This is a genomic window from Myxococcales bacterium (assembly GCA_016703425.1).
Lineage (GTDB): Bacteria > Myxococcota_A > Polyangia > Polyangiales > Polyangiaceae > JADJCA01.
On record JADJCA010000001.1, the window covers coordinates 1,422,834 to 1,442,535 of the forward strand.

At 69.4% G+C, this 19,702-nt stretch carries 17 protein-coding genes; 10 read left to right on the plus strand and 7 right to left on the minus strand.

Annotated elements, in window-relative coordinates:
* Positions 1–1,142 precede the first annotated feature (1,142 nt).
* Complete coding sequence (locus IPG50_06165; protein MBK6691776.1) at positions 1,143–1,670, minus strand: hypothetical protein; 528 nt, start codon at positions 1,668–1,670, stop codon at positions 1,143–1,145.
* A gap of 222 nt (positions 1,671–1,892) precedes the next feature.
* Between IPG50_06165 and IPG50_06170 the strand changes: the two genes are divergently transcribed.
* A complete protein-coding gene (locus IPG50_06170; GenBank protein ID MBK6691777.1) occupies positions 1,893–3,527 on the plus strand; it encodes a sigma 54-interacting transcriptional regulator in 1,635 nt (544 codons plus the stop codon).
* Here IPG50_06170 and IPG50_06175 read toward each other — a convergent pair.
* Together IPG50_06175 and IPG50_06180 are read right to left on the minus strand one after the other, a co-directional pair.
* On the minus strand, positions 3,465–3,959 hold the full coding sequence (locus IPG50_06175; GenBank protein MBK6691778.1) for a helix-turn-helix domain-containing protein: 495 nt from the start codon (positions 3,957–3,959) through the stop codon (positions 3,465–3,467). The genes IPG50_06170 and IPG50_06175 overlap by 63 nt on opposite strands.
* Entirely contained in the window at positions 3,956–4,246 is a 291-nt protein-coding gene (locus IPG50_06180) for a hypothetical protein (protein ID MBK6691779.1), read from the minus strand. Before IPG50_06180 ends, IPG50_06175 begins: the two co-directional genes overlap by 4 nt.
* Positions 4,247–4,664: 418 nt before the next feature.
* On the opposite strand from IPG50_06180, the gene IPG50_06185 reads away from it, so the two are divergent.
* Positions 4,665–4,961 (plus strand): helix-turn-helix transcriptional regulator, encoded by a 297-nt coding sequence (locus IPG50_06185; protein ID MBK6691780.1) that lies wholly within the window; start codon positions 4,665–4,667, stop codon positions 4,959–4,961.
* Between the two features lie 140 nt (positions 4,962–5,101).
* Here IPG50_06185 and IPG50_06190 read toward each other — a convergent pair whose 3' ends face one another.
* A complete protein-coding gene (locus IPG50_06190) occupies positions 5,102–6,646 on the minus strand; it encodes a hypothetical protein (GenBank protein ID MBK6691781.1) in 1,545 nt (514 codons plus the stop codon).
* 1,753 nt (positions 6,647–8,399) lie between these two features.
* Between IPG50_06190 and IPG50_06195 the strand changes: the two genes are divergently transcribed.
* The 5 genes from IPG50_06195 (at position 8,400) to IPG50_06215 (ending at position 15,179) form a co-directional block, all read left to right on the plus strand.
* Positions 8,400–9,242 (plus strand): hypothetical protein, encoded by an 843-nt coding sequence (locus IPG50_06195; protein MBK6691782.1) that lies wholly within the window; start codon positions 8,400–8,402, stop codon positions 9,240–9,242.
* Between the two features lie 923 nt (positions 9,243–10,165).
* The gene (locus IPG50_06200) at positions 10,166–11,065 is read left to right on the plus strand and encodes a hypothetical protein (protein ID MBK6691783.1); all 900 of its coding nucleotides are present in this window, start codon (positions 10,166–10,168) and stop codon (positions 11,063–11,065) included.
* A gap of 1 nt (position 11,066) precedes the next feature.
* Positions 11,067–12,644: an ATP-dependent DNA helicase RecQ gene (locus IPG50_06205; protein ID MBK6691784.1), complete on the plus strand. Its 1,578-nt coding sequence runs from the start codon at positions 11,067–11,069 to the stop codon at positions 12,642–12,644.
* Positions 12,645–13,083: 439 nt separating this feature from the next.
* The gene (locus IPG50_06210) at positions 13,084–14,196 is read left to right on the plus strand and encodes a DUF1016 family protein (GenBank protein MBK6691785.1); all 1,113 of its coding nucleotides are present in this window, start codon (positions 13,084–13,086) and stop codon (positions 14,194–14,196) included.
* Between the two features lie 776 nt (positions 14,197–14,972).
* Complete coding sequence (locus IPG50_06215) at positions 14,973–15,179, plus strand: hypothetical protein (protein MBK6691786.1); 207 nt, start codon at positions 14,973–14,975, stop codon at positions 15,177–15,179.
* Between the two features lie 681 nt (positions 15,180–15,860).
* On the opposite strand, the gene IPG50_06220 is transcribed toward IPG50_06215, so the two are convergent.
* The gene (locus IPG50_06220) at positions 15,861–16,001 is read right to left on the minus strand and encodes a hypothetical protein (protein MBK6691787.1); all 141 of its coding nucleotides are present in this window, start codon (positions 15,999–16,001) and stop codon (positions 15,861–15,863) included.
* A 49-nt stretch (positions 16,002–16,050) separates the two neighbouring features.
* Between IPG50_06220 and IPG50_06225 the strand changes: the two genes are divergently transcribed.
* Entirely contained in the window at positions 16,051–16,308 is a 258-nt protein-coding gene (locus IPG50_06225) for a hypothetical protein (GenBank protein MBK6691788.1), read from the plus strand.
* A 265-nt stretch (positions 16,309–16,573) separates the two neighbouring features.
* Here the strand turns inward: IPG50_06225 and IPG50_06230 are convergent, their stop codons facing one another.
* Positions 16,574–17,431: a hypothetical protein gene (locus IPG50_06230; protein MBK6691789.1), complete on the minus strand. Its 858-nt coding sequence runs from the start codon at positions 17,429–17,431 to the stop codon at positions 16,574–16,576.
* Between the two features lie 434 nt (positions 17,432–17,865).
* On the opposite strand from IPG50_06230, the gene IPG50_06235 reads away from it, so the two are divergent.
* Both IPG50_06235 and IPG50_06240 read left to right on the plus strand, forming a co-directional pair.
* Complete coding sequence (locus IPG50_06235) at positions 17,866–18,627, plus strand: collagen-like protein (GenBank protein MBK6691790.1); 762 nt, start codon at positions 17,866–17,868, stop codon at positions 18,625–18,627.
* A gap of 372 nt (positions 18,628–18,999) precedes the next feature.
* Positions 19,000–19,401 carry a four helix bundle protein gene (locus IPG50_06240; GenBank protein MBK6691791.1) on the plus strand — a complete coding sequence of 134 codons (402 nt, stop codon included), beginning with the start codon at positions 19,000–19,002 and terminating at the stop codon, positions 19,399–19,401.
* A 66-nt stretch (positions 19,402–19,467) separates the two neighbouring features.
* Here the strand turns inward: IPG50_06240 and IPG50_06245 are convergent.
* A partial coding sequence (locus tag IPG50_06245) for a hypothetical protein (GenBank protein MBK6691792.1) occupies positions 19,468–19,702 on the minus strand: 235 nt, incomplete at its 5' end.

The window sequence follows — 19,702 nt, forward strand, 5'->3', positions numbered from 1 at the left end:
CTTCGTAGATGACGCAGAGGGCGGCGAGCTCGACGGCGGCGACGGCCTCGCCGCAAGCGATCGTGAAGCGCGAGCCTTGTCGGCGCGGCTCACGCGCCCGGCGCCTTCCGCGCAATTGAGCGCGGCGCTCTTCGCGGCGCGCGTCGCTCCAGCACGGGAGCTGGTCGGGACGTCGTCACGTGGCCGCGGCGGTCGATGCGGCTCGTGGCGGCCGCGTCCACGGTTGACGCGAGCGCTCCCTGCCGCAGCCTCAGCGGCGAGGTTGAGCCCGCGGTCTCGTTCGTCGTCGAAGGGCGCGAGTGGACGCCCAAGATTCGTTTGCTGGCACGGCGCTCTTCGACGTCGACATCGATACGCCGCGCCTCCGGGTGCGCGCGTCTCGGTACACGCAAACCGAGTGGACTCCGGTGCATGGACCCGAATGTTATTGAGCGTCGCGGGAGAAGTTGCGTCGCGCAGTGACGAAGTAGACGGCGAGAAGAGGCTGAGTCTGCGCAGACGATCTCGCGAGGCCCCCATTGGGGAGAGAGCCTTAGACGACGTTCAGATCTCTCCCCAGCTCTTGGCCCACCGCACGTACCGAGCGACGTAGGGCGAGTCGCCGTTGAGCCGCTTCAACATCCGGATCTCGTCCTCGGCGCGAGGGTCGGGTCGCTGACCGCGAAGAAGAGGAGAGCCCGGGATACGCGTCGAACGGCGCCGTCCGCCCGAAGTCGTTCCAACGTACGCACGCACGTCTCGAACAGCTCCGCGCGGAACGCGACGAACGCGTCCCCAAAGCGGTCGAGGTCCAGGCCGCCCCCCGCGAGCTCGAGGAGTCCGACGCTGCCGCCGCAAACCTCTTCGAGGACGTGCGTGCGCACGGCCTCGCGTCGCGAGCATGGGCAGCCGTGCTTGTTTCGCGATCCGTCAGCGCCGGTTGACGCGCTCGGCGAGATCTCCGATCGACACTCACGGCGTCGGCCGGCGACAGGACGGGACGCGGTCGTTTCCCGCCGTGAATCGCGGTTCCGATCCCGCCGTGAACGCCGAGGATCGGGGCACGCGCGGCTGCACCGCCTGAGCGCGGGCACGACGCAGTTGCGCGCTTGCGCGACGACGGAGGAACGGCCAACCGGAGGCTAAGCCTGGGGCAGGAGCCGTCACCCTTCTGCGAAAACCTCTGCGACGGTCGCCACCGTTGCCGCCTTGCGAATCCAGCGCGTGAGCGTCGCGTCGTCAGTGCACGCGGCGATGGTCTCTTGCTCTGCGCCCGAAACGGAGAGACCGCGGGCGTCGAGGATCGCGAGCAGCGCATGGCGCGTCCCCTCCGCCCGGTGCCTCTTGGCGAACTTGGCAAACTCGCTTTTGAACTCGTAGTTCCGGATGTCCATCAGCTTCTCCAAGGCAGCCTTCGCGGCGGGGCTCAGCGCTTCTTGAATTACTTCGGAATATAGCAGCGCGAAGTCGCTCGCCAACGTGGCCACAGCCTTGAGTGCGGGCGCCGCGATGGGCTCGGCGTCGGCCTCGTGGGCGTGCGCCAAGACCGAGAGCACCGCAAGCTCGGGCGCGCGCTGCGCCTCCGCCGCGTCGGTGACATACGGAATCGCGCTGGGGCGCGAAGAAGAAGATGGAAAGGCCGAGAGGAGGCTGGGCCTGAGCGAGAAGGCTGAGGCCGGAGCCAGACGCAAGAAGGGCGAACCTGCTGCGCGCCCCTGTTCGTGCCGTGCACCATCCGCGTCCGCGCCTTTCCCTTCTGGCTTCCTGCCTCCTGCTCAGACTCAGACTCAGACTCAGACTCAGACTTTGACTCCCTGTCCCTCCCCCTTCCCCTCCCCCGCGACGCTCGCCTACCCTCGTTCGGCGAGGGCTCTTCCAGCACCCGCCTCATCCCCGCCTCATCCCCGCGCGTCATGATCGCCGCCGACGACAACGAGACCGCTGACGATCCGCCGCCGATCTTCGGAGCGGCGCGGCGCGTGGCGGGCCTTGTGCTCCTCTTCGGCGACGGGCGTCCGCATTGCCGCGTCGTCGCGCGCGAGAGCTCGAGCGGCGCCCACGACGGCCACCCGGCCTCCAGCGGCGACGCCGACGACGCGCTCGGCGTCCTCGGCCCGCACCGTCGTCCGCTCCGCGTCGGCTCCGGAAAGCCCATCGAACTCGGCCGCGATCCGCGCTGCACCCTCGCCGTTCCCTTCGACAACGCCGTGTCGCGGCGGCACGCGCAGCTCACGTTCGACTTCGCCGCCAAGACCGTGAACGTGCGCGACGTCGGCAGCAACAACGGCACCTTCATCAACGAGCAGCGCATCGACTCCGCCACGATCTCGTTCGCGCCCGGCGGCGCGCCCGCCAGCGCATCAGGCAGTGCATCAGGCAGCGGCCCCACCGTGCTGCGCGTCGGCGGCACCGTCTTTGTCTTCGAGCCCGATGTCGGGCGCCTCGATGGCTACACCGATCTCGTCGATCCCGCCTCGCAGGCGATCCTCGGCCCCGCCATGGCGCGCGTGTGGGCCGCCGCCGCCTCCGCCGCCTACGACGGACGCTCGCTCTTCGTGCACGGCGAGACGGGCACCGGCAAGGAGCTCGTGGCGGACATCTTCCACAAGCGCGGGCCGCGCGCGAACGGCCCCTGGTTGCCCATCAACTGCGCGCGCCTCGAGCGCGAGCGCGCCGAGGTGGAGCTCTTTGGCGCCGTCCGCGGCGCGTACACCGGCGCGGAGCGCGATCGGGTCGGCGCCTTCGAGCAAGCGAACGGCGGCACACTCTTCCTCGATGAGATCGCCGAGCTGTCGCTCGACGTGCAATCGAAGCTCCTGCGCGTCCTCGAAGAGCGCCGCGTCACGCCCGTGGGCTCCCACAAGGCGCGCGACGTCGACGTCGCCCTCGTGTGCGCGACGCACGCGGATCTCGACGCGCTCGTCCGCGAAGGGAAGTTCCGACGTGACCTCCTCATGCGCCTCGTGCAACGGCAAGTGCGCCTGCCCCCGCTCCGTGAGCGACTCGAGGAGATTCCGTTCTTCGTCGACCGCTTCGTGAAGCAGCACGGCGCGCACGGCCAAACGCCCTCAGGGCGCCTCGTCGCCGCGTGCCTGCTCCGCGGTTGGCCGGGCAACATCCGCGAGCTCGGCATCGCCATCGACCAAGCTGCCCTCGCGTCGCGCGATCAGCACGGCGGGCTCGTCGAGGCCCAATGGGAAGAGCCGTCGGCAGCTCGCGCCCGCGCAGCCCGCGCCGAGCGCCGTCCCGCCGCCCATGAGCGCGCTCGATGCGCGCGACGACAAGGTCGCGGCCGCGCTCGTCGAGACGGGCGGGAACGTGCCCGAGGCCGCGCGTCTCCTGGGGCTCTCGGTGTCCGCGGTGTACGCCGCGCTCGCGCGGCGGCGAAGCCGGAGCTGAAGGCGCGCGTCGCCGTCCTTGAGCTTGGTCACGAGCACCCGGTTGTGCCCCAGGGCAGTGCTCCAACAGGCTGTTGGACGGGTGGCCTATGCCGCGGCGATCTGAGCCTGCCAGCCGCCGTCCGTCTTGGCGATGACGCGCTTTCTTGAGCGGGGCACGTCTTCAGCGATCCGCTCGAAGAGCTCTGTGGAGTAGTCGAGCACCGGGCTCTCGGTCACGACCATCAACCGCAAGAGCCGCTCCGCCATGTGGCTCATCGTCTCGTGCCCACGTTCCCACCGCGACACTTGCGACGCCGTCACGTCGATGCGCCGAGCGAAGTCCGCCCCCGACAAGCCCATGGTCTTTCGGAGGAAGCGGATCTCCTCTGCCGCGAGTCGCGACGTCTGCTTCACGATGATCGTCGCGAGTGCCTTGTGCAGCTGCTCGATGCGAGGAATCGCAACCTCCTCTTCGTGGCACTTTCGGCAGCGCGAAAGCTTCACGTTGGCGAGGTACACGTTCGAGAGACCGCTCACCGTGTAGTGGAAGAGCGGCGCTGTCGTCGTCACCATCTTCGCTCCGCAACTGAGGCACTTCATGACGTCACCTTCCATGCCGTGACGACGACGATCGAGGACTCACTCCGTACGGCGATGACAACCACCATTCGCGCGGTCTCGACGCGATAGCGCCAGGAGCCGTTCTCGCGCTCGCCGGCGCGGACAACACCGCCGCGGAGGACGTTGATGGCGTCGCCCGTCGTCTTCCGGTCTTTCTCCAGTTCACCGCAAGCATGCCTTGAGAAGGACACCGTCCCAGTGGCGAGGGCCTCCCGGATGATGGGCCGGACCGCATCCGGCGCGACCGGCTCAGCCAGCACAAGCACCGTACCACGAGTTGCGGTTACCGCAAGTCCAGGTCCAGCGGTGCGCTGGTTTTTGGCGAAGAGTCAGGCACCGCGGTTCTGCCGTAGGCGCGCGCAAAGCAGCGCCACGTCGGCGGTGCGTGGCCTCCGACCGCCCGCGGAGTACGGAATCGCGCCCGGGCGCATCCGAGCGACGCGAGCAACCTAGCGAGAGCAGCACCACGTGCTCGCGGGAGACCATGCAGGACTCTTCGGCGGGGCCGCCGAACAAGTTGCGTGGCCGGGCGAAGAAGCAGGAGTCGCGGTCGTGCTTGTGCTCGCGGTTGCCTCCTTTGCCGCGGCCCGCCTTGACCGACGTAACTTATAAGTTACTCTCTCCAAGCTCATGCCGCGCCTCATCAAGACCAAGACTGGGTTCGACAAGTTCATCGACCGGCAGATGACGTCGGCGTCGTTCGCGAAGAGCTACGCCGCGGCGCGGGCGGAGATCGATGCCATCGACGAGATGGTTCGCGCGCTCGATGCTGCGCGGGAGAAGGCAGGCCTCACCAAAGCCCAGCTCGCCGCGGCCATCGACACTCGGCCGGAAGTGATCCGCCGCCTCTTCACGACGAAGAGCCCCAACCCGACCCTTTCGACAATCCTTCGTGTCGCAGCGGCGGTGGGCTGCCGCATCGAGCTCGCACACGACACGAGGGTCAGGAAGCCGCGTCGCCGTTCTCGCGCGGCCGCGTAACGCTCACGCGAGGACGCTTCGCGGGCGGCGTGAGCGAAACTCGCTGGTGAGTCGACGAACTTCCGCGTAGTCCCGCTTCGAGAGCATGGAGCGAAACGGCTTCGCCTTGGCTGCGGCGGCCGGCCCGTGCTCGCGGCTTCTCACGGGGCCGGCGCTTGTCCGTATTTGTTATTGCCCCAGCACACGAGCTTGTCGTCGCTGCGCACCCCGCAGGCGTGGGAGCCTCCCACAACCACACTTCTGAAGATGTCGATCGAAGGAACAACCGGTGCGGCTAGCGGCGTGCCGCGGGACCAGCACAGGACCCGGCCGTCGCTGCGAAGGGCGCACGAATCCTCTATGCCGACCGCCACGCTCTGGAACTCATCGCTTGCGAGCGCGTCGGGCACCTGTCCGATGCCGTTGTCGCCCCAGCATGCAAGCTTGCCGTCCGTTTGGACCCCGCACGCACGCTGGCCGCCGGCTGCGATGCTCTTGAACGACGCGACCGGAACCTGTGACACTTGGCCGAACGAGTCGTCACCCCAGCACACGACCTTGTAGTCGGTGCGAAGTCCGCACGAGAACGGCGCGCCGACCGAATACGCGCCCCCGGCCGCCAGGCTCCGAAACGTGCTCGGCGGCGGCGGCACCCATGACTGAATGTAGCCCCAGCACACCGCCTTGTCGTCGGACCGCACGCCGCATGTGTGGAGGCCACCAGTCGACAGGCTCTTGAAGAGGTCAAGCGTGGGACCTGGAGGTGCCTGGTCCTCCTCGTTCCGGCCCCAACAGCTCACTCTTCCGTCCAAGCCAAGGCCGCAGGAGTGTCGTCCTCCTGCCCCGAGGCTCTGATAGTCCGCCGTCGAAGGTCCAACGGGCGCACGACCATCAGAGTCAAGGCCCCAGCAGACGACCTTGTTGTCGCTCCGGACGGCGCACGTGTGGTCCTCGCCGGCCGAGATGCTCTTGACGGAGCCGATCGGTCGATTGAGCGGGGCAGGCGGAAACCCGTTTAGTCCCCAGCAAAGCACGCTGTCGTCCGTGCGTACCCCGCAGGTGGCGTCGTCGGCAGCGGCGATGCTCTTGAACGTGTCCCGCGAAGGGCCGGGCGGCGCTGCCCCATCCCGATTCAAGCCCCAGCACAGCACGCGACCGTCAGTTCTCAAGCCGCACGTGTGGAGCGTCCCAACCGCCACGCCCAGGTAGGCTCCATTGCGTGTCGAGGCGGCATCAAAGGCGTTGTACCCAAAGCACGCGATCGTGTCGTCGGAGCGAATGCCGCATGTGTGATGACTGCCCGTTGAGACACTCTTGAACGTATCGAGGCTCGGCGTACTCGGGGCCTGGGCCAGGCCGTTGTAACCCCAGCAAAGGAGCCGGTCGTCTGACCGCAGACCGCATGTGTGGGTGTGGCCAGCTGCGACTCTCTTGAATCCGTCGACGGTCGCGGCTGGTGGTGCTTGACCGTGCAGATTGCTTCCCCAACACACGACCTTCGCGTCGTCGCGCACCCCGCAAGTATGCCGATCGCCAGCGGACACCGTGACGAACAAGCCCGAGACCGCGGCCGGCGCTTGCCCCTCACTGTTGTCACCCCAACACGTGACGGTGCCGTCCGTATGGACACCGCACGCATGTGCGCCGCCCGCTGAGACCTCCTTGAAGGACTCGGTTGTCATCGCCGTTGGAGCTTGGCCCTTCACGTTGAGTCCCCAGCACGCAACCTTGCCGCCGCCGAACACCCCGCACCCGAAGCCAGACCCTACCGAGATACTCGCGTAAACGAAGCGCATTGCGGGCATACCAGCCGAGGCGCCCTCGGCCCACGGTGCGGCCGCGCGAGCACGAAAGAACTGCGGTCCGGTCGTAGACGCAGTCGTGTCGAACCAGACTCGCCCCGTTACCTCCGGCAAATCGGCATAGCCGTCGGTGGCAGCATCCGACCGTTGCCACTGAATGGGGATGGCGTCGCTGTTCGCTGCCCGGCGTCGACCCACCGCGCCATCCGATGACGCTCCGATGACCGCCCCCGCGATAGCGCGAACTCGGTAGGTTGCTGGAGGGGTGGCGCCAACCAAGGGCAGTGCGGGCAACTCAAGGTGAACGTACGACCGCACGAGGTCCGACGAAACACGAGGCGTGGGGAACATCACCGGCGCGCGAGGAGCGTCTCCATCCAACGCAGACAGAGCGAGGCCAACGGATTGCCACGACGCACCATCATCTCGACTGAACTCGTATCCCGTCACTCGCGCCGCACGCCGTCCCAACGCCGGCGCACAAGGCGCACTTGATTCGGCGCCGTAGAGCGCCTCGATCGAATACTCGTAGCTCTGCGCCAACCCGACGGTGGCGGGTTGCCAAGCGACTTGGACCCCCGTCTCCAGTGTTCCATCGCTCGCGGTGACGCCGCTCGGTGCGGACAACGGCGCTGCGAGCGCTGAAACATCATCGTAGATCTCTACGAGACCGGTGGTCGCCAACTCCACACCGTCGCGCAGCACGCGGTAACCACTAACCCCGGGCCCGCTAGGCGCGACCCACGCCAAATGCACGAGGTCTAGTTGATCGGTGGATGCCGTCAGGGTCGGCACCGGCGAGCGCGCGCTGGCTGGCGCATCGGTTCCAGCATCCGCCGCGTCCGGGCTACGCAAAGGCGCATCGCTCGCATCCAGCCCCCCTTCGACCGGGCGCGTCGGCGGCCGACTGGCATCGGCATTCGGTGGCTGAGCGGGGCTTTGGTCTGGCGCAGCATCGGCGGGTGCGTCGTCGAGTGGGACAAGAGCAAGGTGCCCGCAGCCTTGCAGTGCCACCAGAAGCACCACAGCCGCAGGCATGTGTCGCTTGCCCACGCAAAGCGTGAATCCGCAACGCTGCGCTGTGAATGCCCGGCGCACCTCCTTGAGCGCTCCCCTCATAAGCCTCCCACGTGCCCCCGTTGCGCGCTCACGGCGCCGGCGCTTGTCCGAAGATGTTGCTTCCCCAACAGATCATTTTGCCGCGTCGGAACATCACGTGAGGCCACCAACGAGCCAGAGGCACAAGAGCCTTTGGCGCTCGACCCACGCGGCAAAGCGCTTCATCCACGCTGAGCTTATGGAGTCATCCGCGACTTGGAAATCCCACCCAGGTAGTAGAAAGACCGCACCCTGTACGACACGACGCTCGGAAGCGGGTCGTGGTCGTGGTCGCGGTCGCGGTCGTGGTCGCGGTCGCGGTCGCGGTCGCTCCTCACAGCCAGTTCCCCCCCCTGCCCCCCCATTCCTCCTAATTCCTGCCCATTCCATCCCCCCTCTGGAATCCGCAGGAATCCCCAGGAATGCCCTCGCGCCCCCGCGGCTAACTCCGCGAAATCCCGCGCCCACCGCGTAGGCACGGCGGCTGCTCTAGGGGCCAGCACACCGCGCCACAACGCCGCAATCTCGCGGCGCGCCGCGGTGCTCAAAGGAACTCGTCATGGCCGCCTCCAACTCATCCTCATCCTCATCCAACTCGCCCAGCGCGCGCTCTCTCGCCGAAGCCCCCCGCCGCGCGTCCACGTTTCTCCTCGCGCTCGCCGCCATTACGCGGCTCCGAAAGGCCATGAACGCCCACGGCTACAGCCAAGCCGAGCAACAAGAAGGATGGCGCTTGCTCGTCAAGGTCGGTTGCCGGGAGTCGGGCGTCAGCAGCTCCGCGGCCATGGACGCCATGCGCGAGCTCGACGCGTGGGACGAACTGGCCTTTCACCGGGCCCACGCCGCGCTCGCGCGCAGCTATCCCGCGCAAGGCGACTTCGTCTTCGAAGGCCTCGAAGCCACGCAGGGGCCGGGCGCCGTCTTTGGCGTCGCGATCTTCCTGGAGCGCCTCGACGCGCTCGAGAAGGGGGATGGTCGCGCCGCCACGCGCGCCCAGGACCAAGCCGCCGTGGCGCTCCTCGCCACGCGCGGTTTCGACGCCGCCGAACGTGCGCGTCTCCGCGCCCTCGTGGAGATCGTGCAAAAGGACGACGCGATGCCCGGCGACGCGGAAGGCCAATCCGAAGAAGACTTGAAAGCCCTCTACGGCTGGGTCACCGAATGGACCGAGGTCGCGCGCGCCATCGTCACGCGCCGTGCTGACCGCATCGCGCTCGGGATCGCCCGGCGGCGCAAGGCCGATGGCAAGGAAGAGTTCGACGACGCGCCCGAGGACGTCGCGCCCGTGTCCGCTCCCACGCAGGTCCCCGTCCCCGTCCCCGCCCCCGGCGCCGGCGGCGCCGCTGCGTCCGCACCCGACACCGCGAAGGCGCCCGTCGTCATCGCGCCACCGCCCGCCTGAACACCGCCCGCTCGTGAGGGGCTGCTGTCCGATCGCGTAGCTTCGCGCCGTCTCGCGCTCACCGAGCGCCGGCGGCCGAAGCTCCGCGCCCGATCGGCGAGGTCGCGCGCCGGCGCCGAGAGCCGTGCGCCACTTTTCCGAGGCACTCCGCCGGCGCGCGCGCCTCTGCGCCGGTTCGGGGATCCCATGCGCCACTTCGCCGGAGCGCTCCGCCGGTTTCGCAAGGTCTGTGGCAACGGAGCCATCCCCTGCGCCGATCGTCGGAAGGTCCGTTTCACTTTCCCGATCCTCTGCGCCGATTCCCGGCGGTCTGCGCCACTCTCGCGATCCTTCGCGCCACTTTCCGGATCCTCTGCGCCACTTTCGCGATCCTCTGCGCCAGTTTTCGGATCCTCTGCGCCACTTTTCCGATCCCCTGCGCCACCGGCGCTTAGGCGATCGCGAGCGGCGCGAAGGTCCCCGCAACGTGCGCAGACCTTCCCGATTCTGAAACACGTCTTCTTGGCCCGGCGCATGCCCACCGCCGCCCGCCACACGGTCTCGCGGTTGTGACGCGCGGCTTCGGTCGGCATGCGCGATGCCACCAATCTCGGCGGACGGCCGTCACGTTCCTGCGCAGACCTTCGCGCCAGCGGCGCGGCGTCTCCGCTCGGGCGCGCAGAGCTGCTCACGCCGTGCGCAGCGCCTTCGCTCCGGTCCGCGCGCCTTCGCCACCCGGCGGAGCGCGTTGCTCCTGCTCTGCAGGGCCTCCCGACGGCTCTGCACGACGACCCGACTGCTCCGCAGAGCTTCCCGACTGCTCTGCAGCGCTCCCCCATCCGTTCGCGACGAGGTCTCGCGCACTTGCAGCGCTTCCCCTCTCAACCGGTCGTCTCAACCCGTCGTCTCAACCCGTCCTCTCACCCCTCTCGAAAGCGTCCCCCATGCTCGCGCCCCTCTATCGCCGCATCGACGGCCATGTGCTCCTTGCCGGGTCCGCGCCCGACGGCGACTCCATTCGCTTCCTCCCGCGTGACGCGAGCGCGCTCGGCGAGCTTCGTCGCGCACGGCTCTTGCGCACCTCGCCCGTGAACGGCAGCGTCCAGCTCCGCCTCGAGGGCATCGATGCCCCCGAGCTCCACTACGTCAGCGAAGCGCAACCGCGCGGCGCGCTCGCGCGCGATGCGCTGCTCGCGTGGCTCGGCGTGGGCCGCGTCACGTACGCCGCCGACGGCGTCACCATCGCGCACGCCGACCCCGCCGGCGTGCCCGTCACCATCCTCGCCGACGCCGTCGATCCCAACGGGCGCGTCATCGCGTACCTCCAGCGCGCGGACGCGACGCCCGGCGCGTCGCGCAAGAGCGCCGCGCTCCCCAAGCGAAAGCGCGTCGACGCCGAAGCGCTCGCCGCCACCGCCAACGTGGCGCTCCTCGCTGCGGGCCACGTGTACCTCTTGATGTACACCTCGCTGCCGCTCCTTCACCGGCACGTCCTTCGCGACGTCGCGCGCGGCGCGCGCGCCAAGAAGCTCGGCGTGCACAGCGCCGACGCCACCGAGCGAGGCTTCGCCGTGCGCGGCGAGCGCGCCCTCTCGCCCACGGGCGCGCTCATCTTTCCCAAGCTCTTTCGGCGCGTCGTCGATTTTCGGCGCGCGCTCGTGCAAGGGTTTCACGGCTCCTTCGGCGCGTGGCTCGCGGGCCATGGCTCGCACGGCGCGCCGTCGCCCGACCGCGTGAACGTGAAACACGCCGCCAACATCCTCTTCGCGTCGCTCGTCAAAGAGCGCGCGGGGCGCGTCTCGCTCACCACCGATCCGACCAACCTCATCTTCGTGGAGGCCTGACATGTTTGGCGCGCCCGATGTTGCCTGCGCGACGGTCACCGAGACCCCGCGCGCCGTCTCCGGCCCTGGCCCTGGCCCTGGCCCCGGCCCCGGACCGTTCCCTCGCCCGAGCCTCGAAGGCCTCGCGGCCCATCGCTTCGGGCTCACGCGCTTTCGGCCCGGCCAGCGCGAGCTGCTCGAGGCCGTCCTCGCGGGACAAGACGCGCTCGGCGTCCTCCCGACGGGCGGCGGCAAGTCCCTCGTCTACCAGCTCGCTGCCCTCTTCTTCGAGCAGCCCGTCGTGGTGGTCTCGCCGCTCCTGGCGCTGATGAAAGATCAGGTCGAGCACTTGGCCCGCGCGCACGTGCGCGCCGTGCAGCTCGACTCCACGCTCAGCGCCCAAGACGAACGCAGCGCGAGGGCGCGCATTCGGCGCGGAGAGCACGATCTCGTCTACGTCACCCCCGAACGCCTAGCGACGCGCGCGTGCCTCGCCGAGCTCCGCGAAGCGGGCGTCTCGCTCTTGGCCATCGACGAAGCGCACTGCGTCACCTCGTGGGGTCACGACTTCCGCCCCGCGTACCTGCGCATCGCAGAGGCCGCGGCGGCCCTTGGCCGACCGCCCATCGTCGCCTTGACGGCCACGGCCACGCCCGAGACGTGCCGCGACATCGAGCGCGAGCTAGGCCTGCGCGCGCCGCGCATCGTGCGCACCAGCATGATGCGCCCGAACCTCCACTTCGAGGTTTCACGTACGGTGAACGACGCCGCCAAGCGGTCCGCGCTCTTGCGCGTCTTGGCGCAAGTGCGAGGCGTCGTGCTCGTGTACACGGCGACGGTAAAAACGGCCGACGCGCTCTTCGCGTGGCTCGGCGCGCTGCGCGAGCCCGTCGCGCGTTACCACGCGAAGATGGCGCCGACCGAGCGCGAAGCGAGCCGCGCGCGCTTCATGAGCGGTGCGGTGCGCGTCATGGTCGCGACGAAGGCCTTCGGCATGGGCATCGACAAGCCCGACATCCGAGCCGTCGTGCACTACGAAGCGCCGGACTCGCTCGAGAGTTACGTGCAAGAAGCCGGACGCGCAGGACGCGACGGAGAAGAGGCGCGCGCGGTGCTGCTGTACCGGCACGAGGACAGAAGAGTGCAGCAGTTCTTTGCGGCGAAGAAGTACGCGAGCGCGAAGGAGGTGCAGAAGGTGTGTGAGCAGGAGGCAGAGGAGAAGGGAGAGGCAGATGGAGGAGCGGGAGAAGAGAGAGAAGAGGGAGAACGGGGAGAGGGAGAGAGCGTCCACGGGCACGGGCACGTTCACGTTTACGGGGAGAGGGGGGAAGAGGGGCCGGATTGGCGGGAGCGCTTGAGGGGGGTGGCTGAGGCGACCGGGATCAGCGAGCGGAGGGTTGGCGTGGTGCTCGCGCACGCGGACTGCGTGAGGAGGGAGCGCCAAGGCGAGAGGCTTGACGCGAAGGCCTTGGCCGCTGCCATCGAGGCCAGGTTTGTCGTCTGTCGCGCGCGCGACCGCGCGAGGCTCGATGCCATGGCTCACTACGCCGAGTGCGTCAGCGGACGGGAGAGGCGGATGGCCGCGTATTTTGGGGAGTGAGGGGGGCGCTGGATGCTTGACGAAAGGCTCGGCCTGACCCACCCCCGCGAGAGCGCCGACGCGCTCTCCGTCGTCGCCCGCGAGGTCCCCGCGGCCACTTCGCTCGCGTCCTTTGAGTCTGGTGTCCGCCACCTGTGTGGCGTATGAACTCGGCGAGCAGAGACAAACAAAGAGCGCAACGACGCCCAACGCTCGGCCTTTCGTGGACTTGGGCGGGGCCTTCGCCGTCGGGTCACCAGCGCATGAGCGAGCGCCGTCCAGCACAGGAAGAACACCAGGCGCGCGTCGGCGCGAGCTGGGTGGCGTCGTGAAGAAGCCGCCTCGCAAGAAGGCCGTCGCGGCGACGAAGCCAGCGAGCGCGAGCCACGAGGACGCGCTCTTCGCTCGCGTCGTCGACATCATCGAGGCGGCGCGCGGCCGGGGGGGGGGGGGGCCAGGGATGGTGCAGGCGTACTGGCTGATCGGGCGCGAGATCGTCGAGGTCGAGCAGCACGGCGAGAAGCGCGCTGGCTACGGCGCGCGCGTGATCGAGGGGCTCGCAAAGCGCCTGGCAGGGCGAGTCGGCAAGGGCTTCAGCGTCCCGAACCTCCGCAACATGCGGCAGTTCTACCTCACGTACCCCGAGGGGTCGGCGCTGCCCGGGGCGCTTGGCGGCGCCGCGAGTCGCCCCGAGAAACGCTCGGCGCTGCCTAGCGGATCAGCGTCATCGAAGATTCGCTCGGCAGTGCCTAGCGAATCGCGCCGAGGCCTTCGTACAGCGGCGCTGGCCGAAACGGCCGGCGTGCCCGCGCCCTTTCCGCCGTACCTCGGGTGGACGCACTACCTGCTCCTCATGCGGGTCGCGAACCCGACGGCGCGCGCGTTCTACGAGATCGAGGCCGCGCGCGAGAGCTGGGCGAGCCGCGAGCTGGAGCGGCAGATCGCGTCGCTCCTGTTCGAGCGGCTCGCGAAGAGCCGCGACAAGGAGAAGGTCCTCGCGCTCGCTCGGCGCGGACACGAAGTCGGGGTGCCCGGTGACGTGCTGAAGGATCCCTTCGTGCTCGAGTTCCTCGGGCTCGATGAGCGGTCTCACTGGCGGGAGCGCGATCTCGAGCAGGCCATCATCGATCGCATCGAGGGTTTCCTCCTCGAGCTGGGCAAGGGCTTCTGCTTCGTCGCGCGGCAGAAGCGCGTGACGCTCGAGGGCGACCACTTCTACGTCGACCTCGTCTTCTACAACCGCCTGCTCCGCTGCTTCGTGCTCGTCGATCTCAAGCTCGGCAAGCTCACGCACCAGGACCTCGGGCAGATGCAGATGTACGTGAACTTCTTCGACCGCTTCCAGCGCGCGGAGCACGAGGCGAAGACGATCGGCATCGTCCTCTGCTCCGAGAAGAACGACGCGATGGCGAAGATCACCCTGCCCGAGAACAACGAGCAGATCCTCGCCGCGCGCTACCAGATGTACCTGCCCACGGAGGAGGAGCTGCGCGCCGAGCTGGCCCGCGAGCGCGAGGCCGCGGAGCGCGCGCTGCGGCTCGCGGCGGACGTGAAGGTTCCGGGCGATGGCTGAAGCGCACAAGTGGGAGTTCAAGGCGCGCTTCCGCCGGCACGCCTTCGGCTGGAAGTCGCAGCCGGCGATCACGCGCATCAAGCAGGCCATCGCCGAGATCAAGAAGGTCGCCAAGAAGGACCCGGTGCTCGCCGCCGAGGGGGCCATAGCATTCCTCGAGCGGGTGTCGCCCGCGCTCGAGCAGGTGGACAGCTCGTCTGGTTCCATCGGCACGGCGGTCGGCAACGCCATCGCGGAGCTGGTGCCGATCATCGCGAACGCACCCGCCGACGCGAAGACGCGCGACGCCTGGCTCGAGCGGTTGTTCGAGGCGCATCAGGAAGATCAGATCCCGTACATCGAGCGGCTCGCCGATCACTGGGGCGAGCTGTGCGCGTCGAAGGAGGTGGCGTCGGCATGGGCAGACAAGCTCGTCGGCATCACGCGCATGGCGCTGAGCCCCGATCCGAGCCTGCGCGGACACTTCCACGGGACCTCGGCGTGCCTGAGCGCGGGCGGGCGGGCGGGCGGGGGGGCCCCCCCCCGGGCCGGCGGAGGGGGGGGGGGGGGGGGGCGGGGGGGGGGGGGGGGGGGGGCCCCGCCGGGCGGCGGGGGGGCCCCCCCCGGGGGGGGGGGGGGGGGGGCCCCCGGGCGCGCCGCAGCGGGGGGGGGGGGGGGGGGGCGCCGCGGCGGGGGGGGGGGGGGGGGGGGGGGGGGGGGGGGGGGCGGGCGGGCGCGGCGCGCGGGCCCCCCGGGGGGGGGGGGGGGGGGGGGGGCCTTCGGCCTCTGCGGGGCTCTTGTCGCTTTACTGGCTCGTGCAGGGCTACGGCTACGACATCACGAGCGTCGACGTGTGGGACGCCTACCGCGCGACGCTCGCGGCCGCGGAGCGCCACGGCAGCGCGGCCGAGGTGAAAGAGCGAGTGCGCAAGATGGTGGCCGCAGAAGGCGCGGGCGGCGAGCGCTTCGTGACGAAGGTGCTCGGCAGGGAGCTGGGCCTGTGACGCGCCCGCGCGCTCGACGCCTTCCGTCCACCCTCTCGGAGGAAGAAGTCCGCCTCCTCACGCGGCCGACCGAGCTGCCGGGGCAGCCCTGGCGGTACACCATCACGCCCAACCTCGTCGACAGCCTGGTCCGCATTGCGGACGCCGCGGGCCAGGTGATCGCGGCCCCGCTCTCGTTCTACCGGCGCAAGGAGCTGGAGGCGCGGGCCAAGCGGATGCGCATCCTCTGGGTCGTCGGTGGCAGCTATCGGAGCGTGAAGCCCGAAGAGGTCGATGCCGTGCTCGGCGGCGCGCGCCTCGGCGACAAGCGCGAGCCGATCGCCGAGGCGATCCGTCGCGCGGCGATCGTCGAGGAGGCGCTCGCCCACTATTCGACTGCACGCGCCAGCTCCGACAACCGCCTCACGCCGGAGCTGGCGATGGCCTACGAACGCGCTAGCCAGCCCATGTCGACTCTGCGCGCTGGCCGATGGATGGCGTACTCGACCCGCGAGCGCGGCAAGCTCTTCGACCTGCACAAAGACGCGAGCGCGGTTCCCAGCGCCGTGAGGGCGATGTTCGACTGGACGAACCAGGACCCGCTCGTGTCCGGGTCGGCGGTCCTGCGGGCAGCAACTCTCTACTGGGGGTTGAAGCTGCTCTATCGGCTGGCGTTCCGTCAACGTCGTCCTGCACCACGAGCTACGCGCCGGGCGCGTCGACGCCAACAGGCTCCTGATGCTGACCGACGCGACGGTGGCGCAGCACGAGCTCGACACGGCGCGGATCAATCTGCTCCGAGACCGTCGAAGGCGACCTCACGAAGTACTTCGAGCTGTTCACCTCGGCGCTGCTGCGCGTCCTCTGGGAGCGACTCGAGGCACTGGGCCGCGTGCGCGACAGCGAGGAGCACCTGCCCTGGAAGATCGTCGCGCCGCCGGATGCGCTCGACGCGCGCCTGTACGAGGTGGTCGAGCGCCTCGGGCAGGCCGGCAGCGCGGCGATCGTCGCGGGTCTTGGGAAGGAGGCGCCCCCTCTGCGCACGGTGCAGCGGCGGCTCCAGAAGCTGGTCAGCGACGGGGTGCTCGCCAAGCGCGGGGCGAGGAAGAACGCGGTCTACACGCTGGCCGGGCGGGATGGGAGCGGGTGATCGGCGGGACGGTTCGAGCGCAGAGAAGCCGTCCCGCGGTGGCGCGCAGAGAGCGAGCATTCGGAGCCGTACGCCAACTATCCGCCACGACTGGCGGATGCGCGAACGCTGTCCAGAACGCGCAAGTGGCCGAGTTCCGGGAAGGAAAGGCAAGCGAAAGCCTACCTGACGGCCTAGGGGTCAGCTTTGAGCGCGGGTACGGCAATCAGCTCTTCGTCCGGCTCGTGGCAGGCCGGAGGCTAAGCCTGGGCCAGAAGCCCCTCCGTCACCCTTCGGCGAAGACCTCGGCGACGGTCGCCACCGTTGCCGCCTTGCGAATCCAGCGCGTGAGCGTCGCGTCGTCGGTGCACGCGGCGATCGTCTCGCGCTCCGCCTCGGAAACGGCAAGGCCGCGAGCATCGAGGAACGCGAGGAGGTCCGCGACGCGCGCGGTGCGGGCGCCCTCCGCCCGGTGCTTCTTGGCAAACTCGCTTTTGAACTCGTAGTTTCGGATGTCCATCAGCTTCTCCAGGGCAGCCTTCGCGGCGGGGCTCAGCGCTTCTTGAATTACTTCGGAATATAGCAGCGCGAAGTCGCTCGCCAACGTGGCCACAGCCTTGAGTGCGGGCGCCGCGATGCGCTCGGCGTCGGGCTCGTGGGCGTGCGCCAAGACCGAGAGCACCGCAAGCTCGGGCGCGCGCTGCGCCTCCGCCTCGTCGGTGACATACGGAATCGCGCTGGGGCCTATGACCATTGGCGCAAATGTGAAGTTCGGCCCCAGCTCCACGGGTCTCCGGCACCAGTTCGCCAGCGCCTCCGTGGGCGTCACGACGAGGACGCAGACGGGGCACTCGAGCCGCGCTCGCAACGTCGACGCGTAGACCGGCCACGAGAAGCGCTTCCTCGGATTCCAATCGAGCTGCACCTCCACGATGATGCCCAGCTCGGCCGCCTCCGCCCGCTCCAGCACCACCACGAGATCCGCCCGATACTCCGTGGGCGTGAGCTGCGTGAGATCCGCGGAATCCGTCCGCGCGCGCGAGCGAGAAGGTACCGCGACCCCGAGAAGCCGCAGAACCTCCGCCGCCAGCTCAGGCCGCGTCTGGAACAGCGAGAGCAGCACCTCGTGTTCGAGAGAGACCATGCAGGACTCTTCGGCGGCGCTGAGGGAGAAGTTGTGTGGGGGCGCGAAGAGAAGGCCGAAGAAGAAGGAGAGGCAGGCGGGAGGCTGAGGCTGAGCAAGAGGGCTAAGCAAGAAGGCGAAGGCTGGGCGAGAGGCCACATGAATGCTGCCCGTGCAAGGTCGGACCGTGCCGTCCACCGGCTTTGGAGACGCTCGTCTTGCTTCCCCCCTCCTGCCTCCTGCCTCCTGCCCGGCCTCAGCCTCAGCCCCAGACTCGGCCTTCGACTCAGCCCTTCTTCCGGTCGCCGTTCGCCGCTTAGACACGTCCAAGTGAGCGGCGAGGAGCGGGAAGCCTCAGCGAATCGTGGCGAAGTGGACGGTCCCGCGCCGTCGCTTCGGACCGTGAGCATTGAGCCGATTCGCCATGCCGGCGACACTCCCGTCCGGAGGAAGCCATGAGAAGCGTGATGGTGGCGGCGGCTCTTGCGGGCTGCCTCGGTTGCACGAGTCAGAAGGGCGAACAGGGGCCTGGCGGATTGAACGGCTCGGACGGGGCTCGAGGCGCTCAGGGCACGCGGGGCGAGCCAGGAGCACGGGGAGACCGGGGCGAACCAGGCGCGCTCGGTGAGGCCGGCGCGCAAGGCGCCAGCGGCGAAGCCGGTCCGCCCGGTCCAACGGGACCGCAGGGTCCGCAGGGTGACGCCGGAGCGCAGGGACCACCGGGCGAAGCGGGCGCCCCGGCGATGCGCGGGCCCAGCGTCGTCTGGAGAGATGCGAACGGCACTGCCTTGCCGGCTACCGGCATTCACTTGGAGTTCGGCAATAGCCTCTCGACGTGGTTCTTCGATGGCAACGGCGTTGTCTGGACGTTGCGGGCGGCAGGGAAGCTCGTGTCTCCCGTTCATGAGGGGATTACGGGGACCTTCGAGGGCTACGAGTCCGCCGACTGCACCGGCACCGCGTACCTGGGCTGGGGCAAGGACCTGCCGCCCCGCGTCAGTACGAGAGTGCGCGACCAGACAATCATCCGAGCGCGGAAGCCTGCGTCGCCCTCGTCGCTCCGCACGATGTGCTCCGTGATGAAGTCGAGCGGTTGTTCAACGGAGCCGTGCGCGCTGCAGTGGGTCATTGACCTGGCCGACACCATCGTCGTCTCGCCACCCGATCTTTCCGGCTACCCAGAGCCGCTCTACCCGGAGCTCGTGCCCGGCGGGTAAGCACCCGGGAGGCTCGCCGCTTCGGCCGCCAATGAGGCCGGACATCTCCGCGTGTGCGGCGGGGAGATGACGCGCGATTCCTCGGAGGTGAGAGGGGGCGAACCCACTGAATGCTGCGCGCCCAAGTTCGGGCCGTGCCGTTTCACCGGCTTCGGAGGTCGGCCGACAGCCTTCCTTCTCCCTTCCGCCCTCCTGCTTCTTGCCTCCCCCTTCCCGCCCAGCCTCAGCCCCAGACTCGAACTTCGACTCAGCCCTTCTTCCGCTCGGTTTGCTTTGGTCGGTCCTGCCTGGGCGCGCACGCCCCGCGCCGAGGCCGAGGCGCGTCGCGCACGGACCCGATCGGCCTCGTCACGGCGCCTGCGCTGGTTGGGCATGACCGACCAAACCAAACCGCCCCTCTTTCAGTCCGGCCTTCCCCATCATCGGCTCATCGTCTTTCACGCCGCCGTCGAGCTCCTCCGCGAAGTGCGCGGCGCCAACATCGCAGATGCGAAGCTGCGCGACGAGGCGAGGGGCGCGGGCGACGGCGGGGGTGGCGCGGCGGGGCGCGTGCGCGCGGCCAAAGGCGCGTGCCTCAACATCGCCGAGGCCGCCGGGCGCGTAAGCCGCGCCGACAAGGCGCGCGTTTTTGGCATCGCACGCGGCGAGGCCACGGAGGCCGTCGCCGCCGTCGAGATCGCCGCCCACGCAGGCGACGCCTCGCCAGAGGCCGCCGAGCGCGTCGTCCGCGTCGGCACCGCGGTCGTCGCAATGCTCGGCGGGCTCGCGCGGTAGGCGCGGCGCGCGGTGGCGCGGGCGGGCGTCGCGACGCCTGCCGCGCTGACACACGTGCCGCAGTCGCTACAGCAGGAAGCGGTACAGAATGGGCGTCAGAACTTCAACGAGCGCCCAGAGCACCAGCAGCCCGGCCCACCAGAGGAGGAGTGGCTTCCCGATCCAGTGAAGCATGCTCGCGGCCACGGTCTCCGCCATGAACACAAGCCACGTGCGGAGCGTGAGCGTCGCAGGCGGCGGCGGCAAGTGCGCGAGCCGGGGGTGCTCGCGGAGCGTGCGGTAGAGACGTTCGCGGTCGGGG

Bases quoted from the DNA above. Each gene is read 5' to 3' on its own strand.
- IPG50_06170 (MBK6691777.1), top strand. From the start codon at position 1,893: ATGATCGCCGCCGACGACAACGAGACCGCTGACGATCCGCCGCCGATC.
- IPG50_06175 (MBK6691778.1), bottom strand. From the start codon at position 3,959: ATGAAGTGCCTCAGTTGCGGAGCGAAGATGGTGACGACGACAGCGCCG.
- IPG50_06200 (MBK6691783.1), top strand. From the start codon at position 10,166: ATGCTCGCGCCCCTCTATCGCCGCATCGACGGCCATGTGCTCCTTGCC.
- IPG50_06185 (MBK6691780.1), top strand. From the start codon at position 4,665: ATGACGTCGGCGTCGTTCGCGAAGAGCTACGCCGCGGCGCGGGCGGAG.
- IPG50_06205 (MBK6691784.1), top strand. From the start codon at position 11,067: ATGTTTGGCGCGCCCGATGTTGCCTGCGCGACGGTCACCGAGACCCCG.
- IPG50_06235 (MBK6691790.1), top strand. From the start codon at position 17,866: ATGAGAAGCGTGATGGTGGCGGCGGCTCTTGCGGGCTGCCTCGGTTGC.
- IPG50_06195 (MBK6691782.1), top strand. From the start codon at position 8,400: ATGGCCGCCTCCAACTCATCCTCATCCTCATCCAACTCGCCCAGCGCG.
- IPG50_06210 (MBK6691785.1), top strand. From the start codon at position 13,084: ATGGTGCAGGCGTACTGGCTGATCGGGCGCGAGATCGTCGAGGTCGAG.
- IPG50_06230 (MBK6691789.1), bottom strand. From the start codon at position 17,431: ATGGTCTCTCTCGAACACGAGGTGCTGCTCTCGCTGTTCCAGACGCGG.
- IPG50_06240 (MBK6691791.1), top strand. From the start codon at position 19,000: ATGACCGACCAAACCAAACCGCCCCTCTTTCAGTCCGGCCTTCCCCAT.